Below are 18559 nucleotides of genomic sequence, written 5' to 3'. Positions count from 1 at the left end.
TGGGGGAAAGCTATGAAAACAAAAGAAAATCATAAGTCGAAGATAAGTTTGTTAATTACTTTTTTAGCATTATTTGCAGTTTTAGTTACAATTGCATCAGCTGTAATAGCACTAGGTAGTAGTGATTTCTTTATTAAATTAAGTGTGGGATGCTTTGTAATTCTGTTGTTTGTTATGTTATATGTATATATATACTTTTTTAATAAAGATTTACTTAAGTATAAGAATAAAATATTACTATATACATGTATATATATTATCTTAATGATTGTAGTAGTGTCTATGAATAGATTGCCCTATCTTCTTATACCAATACCTATAGCGGGTATGTTGATAGCTATTATGATTGACAATAGATTAGGAATTATGACAAATATTTTATTAACTATAGTGGGGCTACTTGTAAGTGGTAGCGGTATAGAATTCTTCTTGTTCTATACAATAGCTGGTACACTATCTTGTTTGATGATAACACAAGCTAAAAAGAGAAATAAAATTGTTTTTGTATCGGGTTATTTATGTATTGTTAATATTGTTTTAGTAGTACTAATAAATCTTTATCAAAATGGAAATTTCTCTGATTTTAATGTCACTGACATATTCTATGGAGTTCTTAATTCCATATTTTCAGTAATAATTACTATAGGAAGTTTGCCTTTATGGGAGACATTGTTTGATGTATCTACACCATTGAAACTGCTAGAATTAACTAATTCGGATCAAAAATTGATACAAAGATTATTGTTAGAAGCTCCAGGTACATATCATCATAGTCAAATGGTATCAAACTTAGCTGAAACTGCAGCTAATGATATTGGTGCAAATGCATTATTAGCTAGGACAGGAGCTCTATATCATGATATTGGTAAATTGAAAAATCCAATGTATTTCACTGAAAATCAAGATGGAGTTAATCCTCATGATGAATTAGATTCTGCTGCAAGTGCTGAAATAATAATTAATCATGTAGAGTATGGAGTAAAACTTGCTACGGAAAATCATTTACCAAAAGCGGTTAGAAGTATTATTAAGCAGCATCAAGGGGATACTTTAGTTAAATATTTTTATTTTAAAGCAAAAGAAAATAGCGATGGTTTTGATATAGATGAAAATGATTTTAAATATTCAGGACCAAAACCACAAACTAATGAGGCTGCTATCATTATGTTAGCAGATTGTGCAGAAGCTTATATACGTTCTTTACCAGAAAACAAAAGAAATTTATCTAATATTGAAAAATGTATAGAAGAAATTATTAATAATAAATTTGCTGAGGGGCAATTAAACGAATGTAATCTTAAAATAAAAGAACTACCTATTATTGGCAATTCATTTATGAAGGTGTATAATGGATTATACCATGAAAGAGTAAAGTATCCAGATAACAAAGTAGGAGGAAATGAAGTTGTCGATAATAATAAATAATAATCTAGAACAAAACTTTAGTAAAGAATATGAAAATATGATTAATAAAGTAATTGATGTCTCATTAGATCAAGAAAAATGCCCATATGAAGTAGAAATAAGTATAACAATAACTAACAACGAAGAAATAAGAAAAATCAATAAAGAATATAGAGATATGGACAAGCCGACTGATGTATTGTCATTTCCGTTAATCGATTTTAGTGAACCAAGTAAATTTGATGATATTGACGCTAGTAGTGACGAATGGTTTGATCTTGATACAGGAGAGCTTATGCTTGGTGATATAATAATATCCCTTGAAAGGGCTAAAGAACAAGCTAAAGAATATGGACACTCACTTGAAAGAGAAATTGGTTTTTTAACAGCTCATAGCATGTTACATTTAATGGGGTATGACCATATAATAAATGAGGAAGAACAAGTTATGAATGTAAAACAACAACAAATCTTAAATGAAGTAGGTCTTAAACGATGAAAAACAGACATTTAACAGATAGTTTTAAATGCGCATTTAGAGGTATATTTCAGGCTTTTAAAACTGAGCGAAATTTTAAACTGCATGTTTTAGCAATGGTTATAGTTTTGATATTTGCTTGGTATTTTAATTTCAATAGGTATGAGTATATAATACTTGTTATAACTATTATTATAGTCATAATCACTGAATTATTGAACACAGCTGTGGAATATACAGTGGATTTAGTCTGTGGAAACCAGTATAGTCAATTGGGCAAATACGCAAAAGATATTGCAGCAGGTGCAACTTTATTAGCTGCTTTCGGTGCAGTAATTATTGGATGCATATTATTTATACCCAAAATATAAATAATTCATTTAATGATATACAAAAGTTTCAGATTTAATTTTACTAAAGAAGGGTATGAAAATAAAATGAATAAAGTACTAAATAAAGCTATAATGAAGGTAATAATACTAGCAATGATTCTAACAATGTTTACAATAACTGGTTGCAAGAAGAAAGTATCTGACACAAGTATAAATGAAAATGCTGATAAAGAAACAAGTATAATAGATGACGAAGAACAAGAGAACAATACAGTAGATGTTAATGATAATAAGGAAAACCAAGAAGTTGAAGAAGTCATTAACGATCATGAAGGAGAGGTAATCAATACTCTAACAGGCGTATGGATAAGTGAAGAAGCCGCAAGCAGAAGACCAATAGGGATAATGATAAATAACTTAAAAGCTGCTATGCCTCAGAGTGGGATTTTACAAGCTGATATTGTATATGAAACACTTGTTGAAGGTGGAATCACAAGATTATTTGCTATATTTAGAGATTTTGATGCAAAAAAGATTGGACCTGTTAGGAGTGCAAGACATTATTATCTAGATTTTGCTTTTGACCATGATGCTATTTATGTTCATTACGGTAAAAGTACTTACGCAAAAGAAAAATTTAAAGAATGGAATTCTCCTCATCTAGATGGTTTGTCAGGGTTAGATGCAGTAATGTGTTATCAAGATCCTAAGAGGGTTAGACCTCATAGTACATATACAAGCGACGAAAAATTATTGGAAGCATGGAAGCAAGTAGGTTATAGAGAAACCAATAAAGAAGATTTTGAAGCTAAATTTAAGTTTTCGGAAGAAGAGATAACTTTGAATTCGGATTTAGAAGCTACATATATAGATTTACCATATTCTAATTATGAACAAAAACCATGGTTTGAGTATAATGAAGCTGATAAATTATATTATAGATTCCAATTTGGTGATAAACACATTGACAGAGAGACTGAAGAACAACTGAAATATAAGAATATAATAATTCAATTTGCTAACATATGGACAATAAAAGGAGATATATATGGTTGTATGAATATGAAATTAATAACTTCTGGTGATGGATATTATATAACCAATGGAGAAACTCAAAAAATAACTTGGAAGAAACCATCTCATTATAAACCAACATTATATTATAATGAAAATGGAGAAGAAATCAAAATAAACAAAGGTAAGACTTGGGTATCAGTATTTCCTAAGAATAGAAAAAGTAAAATTACTTTTACTAAATAATTATTGTTTATAGTTATTAGATATATGAAAGGATATGATATTGTATGAATTATAGCGAATTAGTTAATGAAGCTATGAAAGCAAAAGAAATGGCCTATGTGCCTTATTCAAAATTCAAGGTAGGAGCTGCGGTTATTACAAAAGCTGGTAAAATATATACTGGATGTAATATTGAAAACGCTTCGTTTGGTGCAACAAATTGTGCTGAAAGGACTGCACTATTTAAAGCTGTATCAGAAGGAGATAGAGAATTTGAGGCTATCGCTGTTGTCAGTTCAAGTGGAGATTATACACCACCTTGTGGTATCTGTAGACAAGTGCTAGCTGAGTTAATGCCTGAAGGTAAAATTATCTTGGCTAATGATAAGGGAGAAACTAGAGAATATAGCATTGAAGATTTATTACCTGTAAGATTTGAATTATAACTATAATTTTTTAAAATCATTATTAATGAATTGATATAAAAGCTATAGTATTAGTCAACAATATAAGCTGATACTATAGCTTGATTTATTTAAAAAATTAGATAACTTATTAATTATAATGTAAACTTAATTTGAAAAATGTAAAATTATAGTATAAAATATAATACAAATAGACTTTATTTTATTTTTTTGAGGTGTAAAGATGAATAGTTTGAAGCAAAAGAGAAAAGGCGGAAATTTAGCAGTACAAGGTGCAATACTTGCTTTTGCTGGGATAATAGTAAGGCTAATTGGCTTTGCTTATCGTATTCCATTAGTAAATACAATAGGTGAAGAAGGTATTGGATGCTATAGTAAAGCATTTGATATATACTCATTTGCCTTAATGGTATCATCTTATGGACTCCCAGCTGCTGTATCTAAGCTTGTATCAGCTAGAATAGCTGTAAAAAAATATAAAGAAGCACATAAGATATTTATTTCCGCAATAGTCATAGCACTTATTGTTGGACTGATATCAGCAAGTATAATGTTTTTTGGTTCTTCATTATTGGCTGATTTAGTTTATAGTGAAAAATCTAAATATGCTATTAAGGCTCTATCGCCGACATTGCTTATATTCTCAATAATGGCTGTATTAAGAGGATATTTCCAAGGTATGAATACTATGATACCTACGGCTATTTCACAGGTTATTGAACAGATATTTAATGCGATTTTTAGTATAGTTCTAGCTAGTATTCTGCTTGTAAAAGGTTATGAGTGGGGAGCAGCTGGTGGAACATTAGGAACAGGAATAGGTGCTTTTGCAGGATTATTAACTTTGAGTGGTATTTATTTGATGTCAAGGAAAGTGTTCTTGAAAAGAGTGCATAAAGATAGTAATTCGGATTCAAGTATTACTCATTTTAGTTTTGGAAAACTAGTTGTTATGACTTCATTACCTATAGTGATTGGAAGTGCAACTTTTCATTTTACTAACTTAGTAGATATGTTTATGTTTAATGATGCCCTTCGTTTTCACAATTATACCCAAGAAATGTCAGATACATTATATGGTATACTAAATGGTAAATATAAGATTATTATTACCCTTCCAGTATCCATTGCATCAGCTTTAGCTGTGGCTACCATACCTAGTATTACTACATCAATAGTATTAAAAGATAAAAAGCAGATAAAAAGAAAAATAAATATGGCTATTAGATTCACCATGTTTATAGCTATTCCATCATGTGTAGGTTTATTTATATTATCAGAACCTATAATAAAAATGTTGTTTGGTATCAGTAATCTTGAAAAAGCTTCTTTGTTGCTTAAAATAGGTTCTATATCAGTTGTGTTTTTTGCTTTATCAACAATATCCATTGGGGTTTTACAAGGAATGGATAGACTAAGGGTACCAGTAATAAGTGCTCTGAAATCTTTGCTTATTAAAATTGTTTTTAACGTAATACTTCTATATGTCTTTGATACTAACTTAATAGGAGCAGTAATTACTAATATAATTTTTGCATTCAGTTCAGCATTCTTTAATATGCGAGCTATAAAAAAATATACTAGGATGAAATTTGACATAATGAAAACTTATGTTATTCCCACTATTTCTGCACTAGTTATGGGTTTAAGCTGTAATATAGTCTATACTTTATTTGGAGCAATGAGAATCGGTAATACAATCTCAACATTAATATCAATTTTAGTAGGGGGATTTGTATATCTAATACTATTGATTAAATTAAAAGGGTTGGATAAAGAAGAGTTATACTCAGTTCCAAAAGGTGAATCAATAATTAGATTATTGATCAAGATTAAATTATTAAAATAACTTCACTTAAACTAAATATAGAAGATTTCTTCAAAAATGTATAAAATTAGTATTTATTGTAAATAATTATACCAAAAGTACTCGTAAGGAGTGATTTTGGTGAGAAGTAAAAAAATACTTGTTATTGCTTCAGTTATTTGTATTATTGCAATCAGTATTATTGCAGTAAATAGATTTTATGGATACATTTTTAATGAAAACACAGCAGAAGAACAAGGTGATGGAATAGTACTTGATGATAATGTAGAAAAAGGTAGTATAAAGAAAAATATATTAGAAAATAAGGGTCAAGATTTAATACCAGAAGATAACTTAAAAGAAAAGATTACAGAAATTGAGCCTATAGCTAGTAGTAAAAATAATGATGATGTAGTTTCTGTAGATACTGTTAAAGAGCCTAAGATTATGTCTTCAACACGTATAGAATATCAAAATTATTATACATTAGACGATAAACTAGAGATTGAAAAAGAAATTGAACCACCATACTATATGATAAATTTAACAAGAGAACAAGTAGAAGAGTTTTATCCTGAATTTCAACTAATAGCTTTTTCGCCAGATAAGGTTATACTAAGAAGAATCATTGAAGATCGTTCAGATAAATATTATGTTATTAAAAGATATAATACCAATATTGGAGTATTTCATGATTACAGAGATAAAGGAGAAAACATTGATGTAGATGAATATCTAAGAGATACAATTGATATACCAGTTAATGATTTGGTTTGGGAAGAGCAAGAAAAACTAAATAGTGGCATTATTGTATATGGTGAAGAAGAATTATCACAAAGCCTAAAAAAATTATGGCAGCTATACAGATTGAATCAAAGTGGGAAATATATTTTGCAAGAATACAATGGTGTCATGGGAGTATTCTATGATTATAGACAAGATGAAAAGTATTCTTCTGATTTACAGAAAGATAAATTAAATGAATTACTAAAAAACTATTTAAGAAAAGTAATAGAAACACCTGTTAATGGTTTAGAAGAAGAATTAATGAATAAATTAAAAGAAGGAATTACTGTCAATAGCGAAGTAGAACTTATTAGGTTATTAGAAAATTATACAAGTTGATAACTATGTTAACTAATAATAGGCTATTAGTTTAATGAATACGTTGTACAATGAGAAAAAGTCTCTAATTGATTAATTAGGGACTTTTTTAAAATGGGTTATATGTATGAATTATGATTGATTTCATGCAACTAATGAAAGTTTACAGTACTTATTAACTATGATACACTAATAAATATGAATAATATTAACAGGTAATACTTGATTAATCGGGAACGTGAGGTATGCTTAGTATAATTATCATACCAACTCAAATCTATTAGAAGAAGGTGCTTTATGATTTATGTAAATAGTAATAATGAATTTCATCTTACAACGTCTAATACTAGCTATATTATGAAAGTATTGGAATCTAATCATCTATCTCATTTATATTATGGACGTAAAATAAAGAATAGAAATGATTTTAGTAATCTATATCATAATTACGTTACACCAGTTGGAAACGAAACCAATTATAGTAAGAAATATGAACATTTTTCCCTGAATACCACTACATTGGAATTATCAACTTATGGTAAATCTGATTATCGAGAACCTTCATTACATATAGAATTTAGTGACAATTCAAGAGTGAGTGATTTTCTATTTCATTCATATAACATATATGAAGGTAAAAAAGATATAGAGGGATTACCACATACTTTTCAGAATGAAGATACTGTTTCTTCACTGGAGATTACCTTATATGATCAAGTAATGGATGTATATGTGGTATTAAAGTATTCGGCTTTTTATGATAGAGATGTAATTACAAGAAGCATGAAAATTGTTAACGGTGATTTTGGCAAAATAAGAATTGTTAAAGCTATGAGTTTTAATGTTGACTTTGATAATTGTGATTATGACCTTATGACACTTGAAGGCAAATGGATTAGAGAAAAGCATGTACAGAAACAAAGACTTAGTAAAGGCGTATATTACATTAATTCAAAAAAATTCACTTCTGGTTCAGATCTCAATCCTTTCATGTGTCTAGCAGAAATTGATACTACAGAAGATCATGGTTCATGTTATGGTTTTTCTTTATTATATAGTGGTAATCATCAAGGATTAGCGGAAGTTAGTCCTCATAATCAAACTAGATTACAGATGGGAATAAATCCATTTGATTTTAGTTGGTTATTAGATAAAAAAGAAGAATTTCAAACACCAGAAGTAATAATGACTTATTCAAACAATGGAATAGGGAGAATGAGTAGGAATTTTCATGATGTAATTAATCATAATCTAATTCCTGTTAGGTGGCAATTCATAAAAAGACCTCTTCTGGCAAATAGTTGGGAAGCTGTATATTTCAACTTTAATGAAAAAAAATTATTGAAACTTGCAAAAACTGCCAAAGATTTAGGTATGGAACTATTTGTTCTGGACGATGGTTGGTTCAAAGGACGTAATGATGATACAACAAGTCTAGGAGATTGGGTTGAAGATAGAAAAAAACTTTCTAATGGTTTAGAAGGTCTTAGCAATAAAATTAATGAAATGGGTCTTATGTTCGGTCTCTGGGTAGAACCAGAAATGATATCACAAGAGAGTGACTTGTATAAAAAACATCCAAGCTGGGCTATAAAACTTGAAAATAGAGAACCTTCACTTGGAAGGAATCAACTAATGATGGATATGTCTAATCCTAATGTAATAAATTATCTATATAAACAACTAAGTAGCGTTTTTAGACGAGGAAAAGTCAAGTATGTAAAATGGGATATGAATAGGTCGGTAACTGATGTCTATTCCTCTTATCTACCAAAACATAGACAAAAAGAATTGGCACATAGATATATACTTGGATTATATGATTTATTAAGTCGTCTAAAGTCTGATTTTGAAGATGTTTTATTTGAAAGTTGTGCCAGTGGTGGCAATAGATATGATCTTGGAATGTTGTATTATATGTCTCAAACATGGGCAAGTGATAATACTGATCCTGGGGAAAGAATGAATATTCAATATGGTTCATCATTAATTTATCCTCTAAGTACACTTGGTGCTCATGTTGGATCTAATCCTTCACATCAAGTATTGAGACAAAATAGTATTGAATCAAGATTCAATGTAGCTTGTTTCGGATTATTGGGTTATGAACTTAATCTAAATAATTTATCTAATTTCGAGAAAAAGGCTATTAGGAAACAAGTAGAGTTTTATAAGAATCATAGGAAGTTATTACAATTTGGTACATTATATAGAATAAAATCACCATTTGAAACGAATTATGCTATTTGGATGGTTGTTTCTCAGGATAAAGAAGAAGCGATTGTGGGTTATTATCAAAAGCTGCAAGAAAGCAACAAAAGTTTAGAAACTATCAAATTAAAAGGTTTAAAAGAAGAATATATGTATCATCTAGAATCAAGAGCACAATATATGAATATAGAGAGATTTGGTGAATTAATTAATGATTATGTACCTTTTAATGTAAAGACTAATGGTCTAGGTGGAATTGTTCATAAGACAATATCTGATAATTATATGTTCAACAATGATGTTCAAGAGTTAGATGAGTATGGTGATAGTTTAATGTATGCTGGGCTTAGACCTCTACAACAATTCAATGGGGCAGGGTTTAATGATAAGGTAAGATATATTGGGGATTTTGGTTCGAGATTGTATTACTTTAAAAAAATTGAAGATAAACAAGAATAATATATTGTTTATAAAATATCCTTGCAATCATATAATAAATAACTTAAAATAGGTTTATTATATGATGTGAGGTTTTTTTATGGCTAAAAATAAGATTATTATTATTGGTGGTGGAGCTTCAGGGTTAGTTGCAGCAATTATCGCAGCTAGAAATGGAGCAAAAGTCACTGTTTTAGAGAGAAAAGATAGAATTGGAAAGAAAATATTAGCTACAGGTAATGGAAGATGTAATTTAACAAATACAAACTGTTCTAGTAGCTATTTTCATGGAGGAAATAAGGAATTCATAACAAATATATTGGAACAATTTGATGTTGATGAAACATTGGAATTTTTTGATGAGCTAGGTATATATCCTATTACTCTTGAAAGTGGGAAAATTTATCCTAATTCATTACAGGCAAGTTCTGTTCTAGATGTATTAAGATTTGAAGCTGACAGATTAAAGATAAATATTGAATGCAATGAAGAGGTTACTAAGATTGAACGAAGCAATAACTTTGTCATTTATACAAAAGATAAAAAGTATTATGGGAATAAAATTATTATAGCAGCTGGTGGTAAGTCATCTCCAGACCTAGGTTCTAATGGAAGTGGATTCACATTAGCTAAATCATTAGGGCATACTATTACAAATCCTATACCTTCGTTAGTTCAACTTAAGTCGGGTGCTAATTTCTTAAAACAATTGAAAGGTGTTAAAATAAATGCATTAGCTAAAATCATTGATGAAAATAATGAAATGATACGTAAAGAATATGGAGAAATCTTATTTACAGAATATGGAATATCGGGTCCACCTATTTTACAGATTAGTAGAATTGCATCTGCTTTTCTTAATGATAATAAGAAAGTCACTGTTGACATTGATTTTTTTCATAAATTTTCAAATAAACAATTAGACCAAATTATTATTAAAAGATTGACATCTATGCCTAACAAAACAATACAAGATAATTTTATCGGTTTAATTAATAAGAAGTTAATCAATGTTATTATAAAAGAATCGGGTATAGTATCAAATAAAAAATCAGCTGATATTACTAAAGATGAGAGAAATAATCTTGTAGATATTATGAAGAAATTTACATTAATCATAACAGGAACTAATCAATGGAATCAATCTCAAGTTACAGCGGGAGGTATAATTACTAATGAAATAGACATGTTTACTCTAGAATCAAAAAAAGTTGAAGATGTATTTCTTGCAGGAGAGATTATAGATGTAGATGGTGATTGTGGAGGTTATAATTTACAATGGGCTTGGAGTACAGGGGTTGTTGCAGGTATAAATGCTAGTAAATGAAGAATTGATAAATTATATAATAATTGAATCATGAAAGGATAAGTTAGATGTTACGACTACAGCAAGTTAAGTTTGGTCTTGATCATAATGAAAATGATATTTATAGAAAAATTAGAAATGAATTAAGGATAAATGAGGATACTGAGTTTTCCTATACGATCGTAAAAAAATCTATTGATGCTAGGAAAAAGAATGATATAAAGATAGTTTATACTTTTGATATAAATATTGATAATGAAGATAAACTACTTGAAAAAAAAGGAAACCGTTCATTAAGTTATGTTGCTAACAAAAAATATGAATTTCCTAATAGAAATACCAATCTTTCGGATAGGCCTATAATAGTAGGCTCAGGACCTGCAGGACTTTTTTGTGCGCTTGTATTAGCTGAGAATGGTTATAAGCCTATTGTCCTAGAGAGAGGACAGGACATGGATAATCGAGTAAAAGATGTGGAGCAATTTACAATGACTAATGAATTGTCTACCAAATCTAATGTGCAATTTGGCGAAGGTGGAGCTGGCACGTTTTCAGACGGTAAATTAAATACATTGGTCAAAGATAAATTCCTAAGGAATAGAAAAGTATTAGAAGAATTTGTTGAAGGTGGAGCTCCAGAAGAGATATTATATTATAACAAACCTCATATAGGTACAGATTATCTTAGAAAAGTTGTTATAAATATCAGAAAAAAAATTATTGACTTAGGAGGAGCCGTTAGATTCAATAGCCAAGTTACCTCATTGTTAGTTGATGATGGTCATATATCCGGTGTGATTGTTAATAACGATCAAAAAATAGATTCAAGTAATGTTATTCTTGCAGTAGGACATAGTGCAAGAGATACATTTTCTATGTTAAAGGAAAAAAACATTCTTATTGAGAAGAAACCATTTGCTATAGGACTAAGAATTGAACATCCCCAGGATTTAATTAATAAATCACAATATGGAAGTAGTTATAAACATAAAAACCTACCTGTTGCTGATTATAAATTAACACATCATTGTAAAAATGGGAGAGGGGTATATTCTTTCTGCATGTGTCCAGGAGGATATGTTGTCAATGCTAGTTCAGAAGAAAGTAGAGTCGTTACTAATGGAATGAGCAATTATTTAAGAGATGCTGATAATGCCAATAGCGCACTTTTGGTAAATGTAACTCCTGAAGATTTTCCAGAAGAGGATGTACTTGCTGGTGTAGCTTTTCAAAGAAAATGGGAAGAATTAGCTTACGTTGCCGGAGGTAGTAACTATAATATCCCTGTTCAGCAATCATTAGATTTTATGAATAATAAAATATCTACAAGTATTGGTGATGTTCATCCTTCTCTTGAGAATAAGGCGACACTTTCTAATCTCAATGATTGTTTACCCAATTATGTTTGTGATGCTATAAAAGAGGGGATAGTAGTTTTTGATAGAAAAATAAGAGGTTTTGCTAGAAAAGATGCTATTTTATCAGGAGTTGAAACTAGGTCCTCTTCGCCTATAAGAATTATAAGAGATAAAGATTATGAAAGTAATATAAAAGGATTATATCCTTGTGGAGAAGGTGCAGGTTATGCAGGTGGTATCATGTCAGCTGCTATGGATGGTATTAAAGTTGCAGAAGCTGTAACAAATAGTGGTGTCAAATAATAGATAATAAAAGAACTTGTTAATTCTGTTTAGATAAGAATTTTCAAGTTCTTATTATTATAGTGTTTTAATTTAATTCAATGTTGTCTGTAATATAATAACTATATCCTTTTTTTATAAAGTATCTAGACATTTTTTTGCGTAATTTTTTGTTTGAGGTATACTCAATGACATATATATTTACACCGTTTTTATGAAGCCTATCAATGTGACTTAATAAGAAATCACAATCATCTTTGTCATTCACTGTCAATTCATTATTATCAAAGTCAATTTTACTAAAAACAGATTCATGGTTAACACCATAAACTAAACTAGAGATATCCGCATTTCTATTTAAGGAATCATTGAAAAATTCATACCCACCATTAGCAATAAGAGGTAAATTATATTGTTTATTTAAACGTGTTATTATATTCAATAATCCATTATATACCTCATCATTATTATATAGATAATAATTATCCAAATTATCAAGGAAAAACCCATCAATACCTTTATCACTCAAATCTTTAGCAAGAACATCTATAATGTAGTTACGACATTTTTCATTGGTCAAATCTAACCATTTTTCTTCAGGCCAATTTTCGTAATCATCTAAAGTCATATCTTTCAAATAATTATAATAAGGGCGAAAATCTTCGATTGATCCAATATTAAGATAACTATATACCTTAACATTTTTATTATGTAGAGTTGCTATTTGCTCATTATCATAATAGAAAGCATCAATGACAATCTCTTCATAATCGATAAATTCATCCATTGATTCAGGAGAACAACCAATGAAAACTCCATAGGAATTATTAAAAAGTGTGTTGCCAGACAAACAATATAGGAAAAGTGGAATTATTAATATTAGGGATAATAATCTTGTCATATAAACATGTCCTTTCTTATTTATTACTTAATATACATAAAATGCTATGAAGCTTCAAAAAACGACAAAAATAATTTACAAAAAAAGTTGACAATGTTATAATACAATATAATATGAAATTTTAATTATTAATAATATAATAGATTAATAATTAATAACAAAAATGAAATATCTATATAGTTAACAATAACAACTTATATTTATTTTAACAGAATAATAATTATTGTTAAAGTCTTTTTATCAAATATATTCTAAGTGATTGTACTTTATAATATTAAAGCTGAGGAGTGTTTCATGAAGACATTAGGAAAAGTATTAATAACTGGAGGATATGGATTTATCGGTTCTCATGTAGCGGAAAGATTCAGTAAAGAAGGATATAAAATTTATATAATAGATGATTTGTCATCTGGTAGAGCAGATAATATTACAATAAAACATAAACGATTCAATCTGGATATAATTGATTCAAAATGTGAAGAAATTTTTCGTAGTAATCGATTTGATATTGTTATACACCTTGCTGCGGTAACAGAAAGTTATGGACTTAACGAGTCACTAAATGAATATACAAAGTCTAATGTTCTTGGTTTATCGAATATATTGGAGCTTTCATCTAAATATAACGTATCTAAAGTTATATTTGCATCTTCAGATGCTGTATATGGTAATAAAGGTAATGGGCCATATACTGAGGAAATGAAGGTAATGCCACATACTTCTCTGGGTATAAGTAAAGAAGCAGGAGAAGGATATTGTAGGTATTACAGTAAACGTTATAACCTTGAAACAGTAATTCTTAGAATATCAAATGTATACGGTCCAAGACAGCAAAAACAAAATGGAACATTATTGAATATTTTGCAAAAAGTTTTTGATGGTGAAAAAATAGTTATCAATGATAATGGTTATGAATCAAGGGATTATATTTATGTTGAAGACGTAGCTTTTGCTATTTATCAATGTGCTGCAATGCGATGTCATGGTACATTCAATTTATCTACTAATACAGAAAATAGCTTAAATGATATTTTTGAATTTTTAAAGAAAGTTACAGATATTGATAATGTAACCTATGTAAATCCCAATCTAAACAATGGACAACATAGGTTGGATAATTCGCTGTTGATTGATACAATCGATTGGAAACCCAAATATTCTTTGGAAGAAGGATTACGAAAGACTTTGGTTTGGAATAAAATCCATAATGATGGAGTGGAGGATAATTCTGAAACAGAGGTAGAGAATACAGAAAGAGCCGGTCCTAAAATATTACCCTATCTCGAAAATTTGATAGGATTTTTAATTGTTGCTGTTTTTTCTTATATGCAACTATTACGTGAAGCCGTTGCGTATACTTATAATTGGGATTACAAGCTTATTTATATTATACTAATTGGAATTGTTTATGGAATAAAACAAGTCAGTATTGCAATAGCTCTTAGCTGTTCATTGCAGATAGTATTGTATTTATATACTGGTAGAGATATTATTTCATTTTTTTATGATGTAGACAATATTGCTCATCTAGCAATATACGTACTTATTGGTCTTATTATAGGTTATGTTATTGATCGTAAAAACAGAGATATTAAATTTACCAATGATGCATATGATCAGACTTTAGAAGACTATTCTTTTCTTAATAAGATATATGACCGTATTCTTTTACAAAAAAATAAATTGGAAAACCAAATTATTGATTCCAATGATAGCTTTGCTAAGATATATGAAACTACAGCTAAATTGGAAAGTGTTGAAGTAGAGGATATCTATACAGGAGCTATCAATGTAATTGAGAGTATAATGAAAACAGATAGAGTCACTTTATATATATTAGATAATACAAAACAATTTATGCGGTTAGTAGCCAAGTCCAAAAAACTAGGTAAAAGCATTCCAGTTTCTATTAAAGTTAACGATTATGCTGAAATACAAGATGTTATTAATAGTAAAGGTGTTTATGTTAATCGAAAACTCAAACCTGATATACCTATTCTTATTTCGCCAGTATATGATAATGAAGATGTAGTTGCCATTGTATCAATACACGATGTTAAATTTGAAGAATTATCGCTATACTATGAGAATCTATTTCATGTAGTTATGAGACTTATTTCTAGTTCATTATCAAGAGCTTATCGTTACAAAGAAGACACAAGATATATGAGATACAAAGGGGATACTAGATTTCTTAAAGGAGAAGCTTTTTCCAATTTATTAAAAAGCAAAGAAAAAGCTAGAAAAAGTTTTGAAATTGATTATATCATATTAGCAGTAGATTATTCTATAGACAAGATGGATGAAGAATATTATAAGTTATTATCAGGTAGACTTAGTAAAGTTATTAGAGAAACGGATTATCTATGTATGGATGGAGATAATAATGTCTATATCCTCTTATCCAACATTGACCAAGAGGCTGTTCAGCTTGTCATAGAGAGGTTTAGAATGAATGGTGTATATGTAACTATTGTTGAAAGTGAAAAGCTTTTAAGCGCATAAACCATAAACTCTTATGATGAGCAAAATAATGAGTTACAAAGGAATGGTTAGATGAATAATTTGGAATTTATTAATTACAAATATTATATTATTATTTATACATGTATTTGTATCTTATATAGTTTGTGTTTTTACAAAAAAAGTCGTCAATTAGTGTTTATAAGATTCGTTATAACAATGGTTCTTCCAATTTTAGGAATAATTTTTCTAACATTGATTGATATAGGTCTTAAAAGTAAAAGTGGAGTCCATGATTTTGATTTTAATCAAATATCTTCTTCAAATGATTATTCTATATATGATTTGAATGATAAAAGGGATATTGTTCCAATAGAAGAGGCTCTTATTCTCAATGATAATATAGTAAAGCGAGAGTTAGTCATTAATATGATTAAAGATAAGACATTAAGTAATGTCAATGGATTAAAATTGGCTTTACAGGATGAAGATACAGAAACCAGTCATTATGCAGCAAGTGCAATCATGCAAATTAAGAGCGAATTTGAAAATAAGATAAAAGACTTAACCGTTAAATATGAAAAAAATAACAATGACAGCGCATTAATAAGAGAATATATTGAGGTTTTAAAAGATTATATAGATATTGGTCTTATGGAAAAACAAATGGAAAAAAGGCTTAAAAATGATTATTCAAAATTGTTATCACAGATTATTAATCTAGGTATAAAAGACAAAGAGTACTATATAATGAAAATTGACATAGACTTGGATATGGAAGATTTTGGACAAGCAAGGCACTTTTGTAATTTGTTTCTAGAGCAATATGAAAAGCTAGAAGACCCATATCTCTTATTTATGAAATTGCATTATAGACTTAAAGATTATAATATGTTGAATAAAAGAATCGAAGAACTTAAAGAGCTTCCTATCAGCTTATCAAGTGAAGCACTTAATAAAATAAGATTTTGGACGGCGATGACTTAATGAAAAATAAAACAGTAATTTACATTATAATAATTATAATATCTATTGGTGGTATTGTGTACGGAGGTATGCAGTCAGGTTATGTTTTAAAACTCATCAAGAACGTTAATGAGTATGATAAGATTGAGAATTATGCATTACTTAATTCTCAACATATCAACGAGATTGAAGAAGAACTATTTGAAAAACATCTAATAATATATGATGAAAATTCAGCTGGTAGCCAGTTGGTAAAAGACAATGTAATAAAATCTTATGAGTATATGAAAAAAGATTATGATCTACTTGAAGTAAAAGATGTAAAAACAATTAATCAAAGTTACGAAACTATAGTAGTAACATCTCTGGAAGATGAGACTTTTTCATCATTTGAAGATCTAGAAAGGTATGTAGCTAATGGTGGATATGCTTTTATAGTCTATCATTCCACTACTGATAGTTTTATTAATACAATCTTTGGTATTGAAGAAGTAGGTGAGTCAGTAGAATCTGACGGTATATTATTAAAAGATAACCTTCTCATTAAAAATGATGGCTATAAACTTACAAATGATACTATAACTAATTCCATGAGAGAAGTTATACTAAGTGAAGACGCAACTGTTTATGCAGAAACAGCGGATTCTATACCTTTTATATGGGATATAGATTATAAGAATGGTAAGTTCATGATTTATAATGGGACATCTTTAGAAGCTAAGGAAAACAGAGGGATAATAGCAGGTGCTTTGGGACTATTGGTGGAAGACTATATTTATCCGATTCTTAATGCGAAAATTTGTTATATTGATGATTTCCCTGCTCCAGTACCTAGTGGATTTGATGAAAATATATACAGGGACTATGGTCTTACAATTGAAGAATTCTACAAAAGAGTTTGGTGGACGGATATATTAAAAGGTGCCAAGTTATATGATATCAAATATACAGGAGTAATTATAGAAACTTATAATGATGATGTTAATCCTCCATTCAATCCAGGCAGTTATGATACAAAAAATAATTTAATTATGTATGGACGGGAATTGCTAAAAAACGATGGAGAGCTTGGTTTTCACGGTTATAATCATCAATCTTTTGCTCCAGAAGGTTTTATAAAAGAAGATCTAGGATATAACTCATGGAAAAGTACAGAAGACATGAAGGCAGCATTGAAGGAAATTAATCGGTTTTCAAAGGACGTGTTTCCTTATTATAATTTCAAGGTCTATGTACCACCATCTAATATATTACATCCCATGGGAAGAGCAGCTATTAAGGAGGTTGTTCCAAGTATGAATATCTTAGCTGGTTTATATCTTGCTGGCGAAGGAGCAGATGCTTATGTTCAGGAGTTTGAAATTGCTAAGGATAAAATGGTTGAATTGCCTCGTATAACATATGATTATATCAATGAGGAAGGTGAAGATTGGTTTATCTATACAACAATTAATTTCTTTGGGGTATTTTCACATTTCATTCATCCTGATGATATTTTAGATCCAGAGAGAAATATGGGATACTCATGGGAAGAAATGAAAGAACAATATAATGAAATGCTAAAAGATATAAAAGATAAATATGGTTGGCTAAGAAGTATGACTGCTTCACAAGCAGCAGAAGAATTAAAAAAATATTTGAAATGTGATGTGAAATTTGTTAAGAATGAAGATGGGATATATGGTTTTATGACCAATTTTAGGAAAGATATGTATTTCATACTACGTACAGAAAAAGATATAAAGAAAACCATTAGTTGTACATCCGCTGAAATAGATAAAAATGTATATCTTATTCATACAAAAAAACCTGAATTTGCAATCAAATTTTAAATATAGTTAGAGT

At 29.0% G+C, this 18559-nt stretch carries 14 protein-coding genes; 13 read left to right on the top strand and 1 reads right to left on the bottom strand.

Going from position 1 to position 18559, the window contains the following annotated elements; all coding sequences use genetic code 11:
* Positions 1 to 12: 12 nt before the first annotated feature.
* The 10 genes from ACX6CF_RS22360 (at position 13) to ACX6CF_RS22315 (ending at position 12405) form a co-directional block, all read left to right on the top strand.
* Positions 13 to 1425 carry an HD family phosphohydrolase gene (locus tag ACX6CF_RS22360; protein ID WP_458787597.1) on the top strand — a complete coding sequence of 471 codons (1413 nt, stop codon included), beginning with the start codon at positions 13 to 15 and terminating at the stop codon, positions 1423 to 1425.
* The gene (gene ybeY, locus ACX6CF_RS22355; protein ID WP_458787596.1) at positions 1400 to 1903 is read left to right on the top strand and encodes an rRNA maturation RNase YbeY; all 504 of its coding nucleotides are present in this window, start codon (positions 1400 to 1402) and stop codon (positions 1901 to 1903) included. Before ACX6CF_RS22360 ends, ybeY begins: the two co-directional genes overlap by 26 nt.
* Positions 1900 to 2253: a diacylglycerol kinase family protein gene (locus ACX6CF_RS22350; RefSeq protein ID WP_458787595.1), complete on the top strand. Its 354-nt coding sequence runs from the start codon at positions 1900 to 1902 to the stop codon at positions 2251 to 2253. The genes ybeY and ACX6CF_RS22350 overlap by 4 nt, the downstream gene beginning before the upstream one ends.
* A gap of 66 nt (positions 2254 to 2319) precedes the next feature.
* On the top strand, positions 2320 to 3474 hold the full coding sequence (locus ACX6CF_RS22345) for a DUF3048 domain-containing protein (RefSeq protein ID WP_458787594.1): 1155 nt from the start codon (positions 2320 to 2322) through the stop codon (positions 3472 to 3474).
* A 44-nt stretch (positions 3475 to 3518) separates the two neighbouring features.
* Positions 3519 to 3899, top strand: coding sequence for a cytidine deaminase (locus tag ACX6CF_RS22340; RefSeq protein ID WP_458787593.1), 381 nt, complete (start codon positions 3519 to 3521; stop codon positions 3897 to 3899).
* Between the two features lie 202 nt (positions 3900 to 4101).
* Positions 4102 to 5727 carry a putative polysaccharide biosynthesis protein gene (locus ACX6CF_RS22335; RefSeq protein WP_458787592.1) on the top strand — a complete coding sequence of 542 codons (1626 nt, stop codon included), beginning with the start codon at positions 4102 to 4104 and terminating at the stop codon, positions 5725 to 5727.
* A gap of 99 nt (positions 5728 to 5826) precedes the next feature.
* Complete coding sequence (locus ACX6CF_RS22330) at positions 5827 to 6810, top strand: hypothetical protein (protein ID WP_458787591.1); 984 nt, start codon at positions 5827 to 5829, stop codon at positions 6808 to 6810.
* A 276-nt stretch (positions 6811 to 7086) separates the two neighbouring features.
* Entirely contained in the window at positions 7087 to 9459 is a 2373-nt protein-coding gene (locus ACX6CF_RS22325; RefSeq protein ID WP_458787590.1) for an alpha-galactosidase, read from the top strand.
* A 79-nt stretch (positions 9460 to 9538) separates the two neighbouring features.
* Positions 9539 to 10765, top strand: a complete 1227-nt coding sequence (locus ACX6CF_RS22320; protein ID WP_458787589.1) for a BaiN/RdsA family NAD(P)/FAD-dependent oxidoreductase — start codon at positions 9539 to 9541, stop codon at positions 10763 to 10765.
* A gap of 47 nt (positions 10766 to 10812) precedes the next feature.
* Positions 10813 to 12405, top strand: a complete 1593-nt coding sequence (locus ACX6CF_RS22315; protein ID WP_458787588.1) for an NAD(P)/FAD-dependent oxidoreductase — start codon at positions 10813 to 10815, stop codon at positions 12403 to 12405.
* Positions 12406 to 12472: 67 nt separating this feature from the next.
* On the opposite strand, the gene ACX6CF_RS22310 is transcribed toward ACX6CF_RS22315, so the two are convergent.
* Entirely contained in the window at positions 12473 to 13285 is an 813-nt protein-coding gene (locus tag ACX6CF_RS22310; RefSeq protein WP_458787587.1) for an endo alpha-1,4 polygalactosaminidase, read from the bottom strand.
* Between the two features lie 294 nt (positions 13286 to 13579).
* On the opposite strand from ACX6CF_RS22310, the gene ACX6CF_RS22305 reads away from it, so the two are divergent.
* From ACX6CF_RS22305 to ACX6CF_RS22295, 3 genes are read left to right on the top strand one after another with little or no spacing between them, the layout of a single operon-like run.
* Entirely contained in the window at positions 13580 to 15790 is a 2211-nt protein-coding gene (locus ACX6CF_RS22305; RefSeq protein ID WP_458787586.1) for an NAD-dependent epimerase/dehydratase family protein, read from the top strand.
* A gap of 51 nt (positions 15791 to 15841) precedes the next feature.
* Positions 15842 to 16735 carry a hypothetical protein gene (locus ACX6CF_RS22300; protein ID WP_458787585.1) on the top strand — a complete coding sequence of 298 codons (894 nt, stop codon included), beginning with the start codon at positions 15842 to 15844 and terminating at the stop codon, positions 16733 to 16735.
* On the top strand, positions 16735 to 18546 hold the full coding sequence (locus ACX6CF_RS22295) for a DUF2194 domain-containing protein (protein ID WP_458787584.1): 1812 nt from the start codon (positions 16735 to 16737) through the stop codon (positions 18544 to 18546). Before ACX6CF_RS22300 ends, ACX6CF_RS22295 begins: the two co-directional genes overlap by 1 nt.
* Positions 18547 to 18559 lie beyond the last annotated feature (13 nt).

The organism is Vallitalea sediminicola, from assembly GCF_054408565.1.
This window is presented reverse-complemented; position numbering and strand designations above follow the sequence as displayed.

What these genes read in the sequence shown, in the direction of transcription:
- ACX6CF_RS22325 (WP_458787590.1), top strand. Translation starts at nt 7,087, where the DNA reads ATGATTTATGTAAATAGTAATAATGAATTTCATCTTACAACGTCTAAT.
- ACX6CF_RS22320 (WP_458787589.1), top strand. Translation starts at nt 9,539, where the DNA reads ATGGCTAAAAATAAGATTATTATTATTGGTGGTGGAGCTTCAGGGTTA.
- ACX6CF_RS22310 (WP_458787587.1), bottom strand. Translation starts at nt 13,285, where the DNA reads ATGACAAGATTATTATCCCTAATATTAATAATTCCACTTTTCCTATAT.
- ACX6CF_RS22360 (WP_458787597.1), top strand. Translation starts at nt 13, where the DNA reads ATGAAAACAAAAGAAAATCATAAGTCGAAGATAAGTTTGTTAATTACT.
- ACX6CF_RS22295 (WP_458787584.1), top strand. Translation starts at nt 16,735, where the DNA reads ATGAAAAATAAAACAGTAATTTACATTATAATAATTATAATATCTATT.
- ACX6CF_RS22305 (WP_458787586.1), top strand. Translation starts at nt 13,580, where the DNA reads ATGAAGACATTAGGAAAAGTATTAATAACTGGAGGATATGGATTTATC.
- ACX6CF_RS22315 (WP_458787588.1), top strand. Translation starts at nt 10,813, where the DNA reads ATGTTACGACTACAGCAAGTTAAGTTTGGTCTTGATCATAATGAAAAT.
- ACX6CF_RS22345 (WP_458787594.1), top strand. Translation starts at nt 2,320, where the DNA reads ATGAATAAAGTACTAAATAAAGCTATAATGAAGGTAATAATACTAGCA.
- ACX6CF_RS22350 (WP_458787595.1), top strand. Translation starts at nt 1,900, where the DNA reads ATGAAAAACAGACATTTAACAGATAGTTTTAAATGCGCATTTAGAGGT.
- ybeY (WP_458787596.1), top strand. Translation starts at nt 1,400, where the DNA reads ATGAAGTTGTCGATAATAATAAATAATAATCTAGAACAAAACTTTAGT.
- ACX6CF_RS22300 (WP_458787585.1), top strand. Translation starts at nt 15,842, where the DNA reads ATGAATAATTTGGAATTTATTAATTACAAATATTATATTATTATTTAT.
- ACX6CF_RS22340 (WP_458787593.1), top strand. Translation starts at nt 3,519, where the DNA reads ATGAATTATAGCGAATTAGTTAATGAAGCTATGAAAGCAAAAGAAATG.
- ACX6CF_RS22335 (WP_458787592.1), top strand. Translation starts at nt 4,102, where the DNA reads ATGAATAGTTTGAAGCAAAAGAGAAAAGGCGGAAATTTAGCAGTACAA.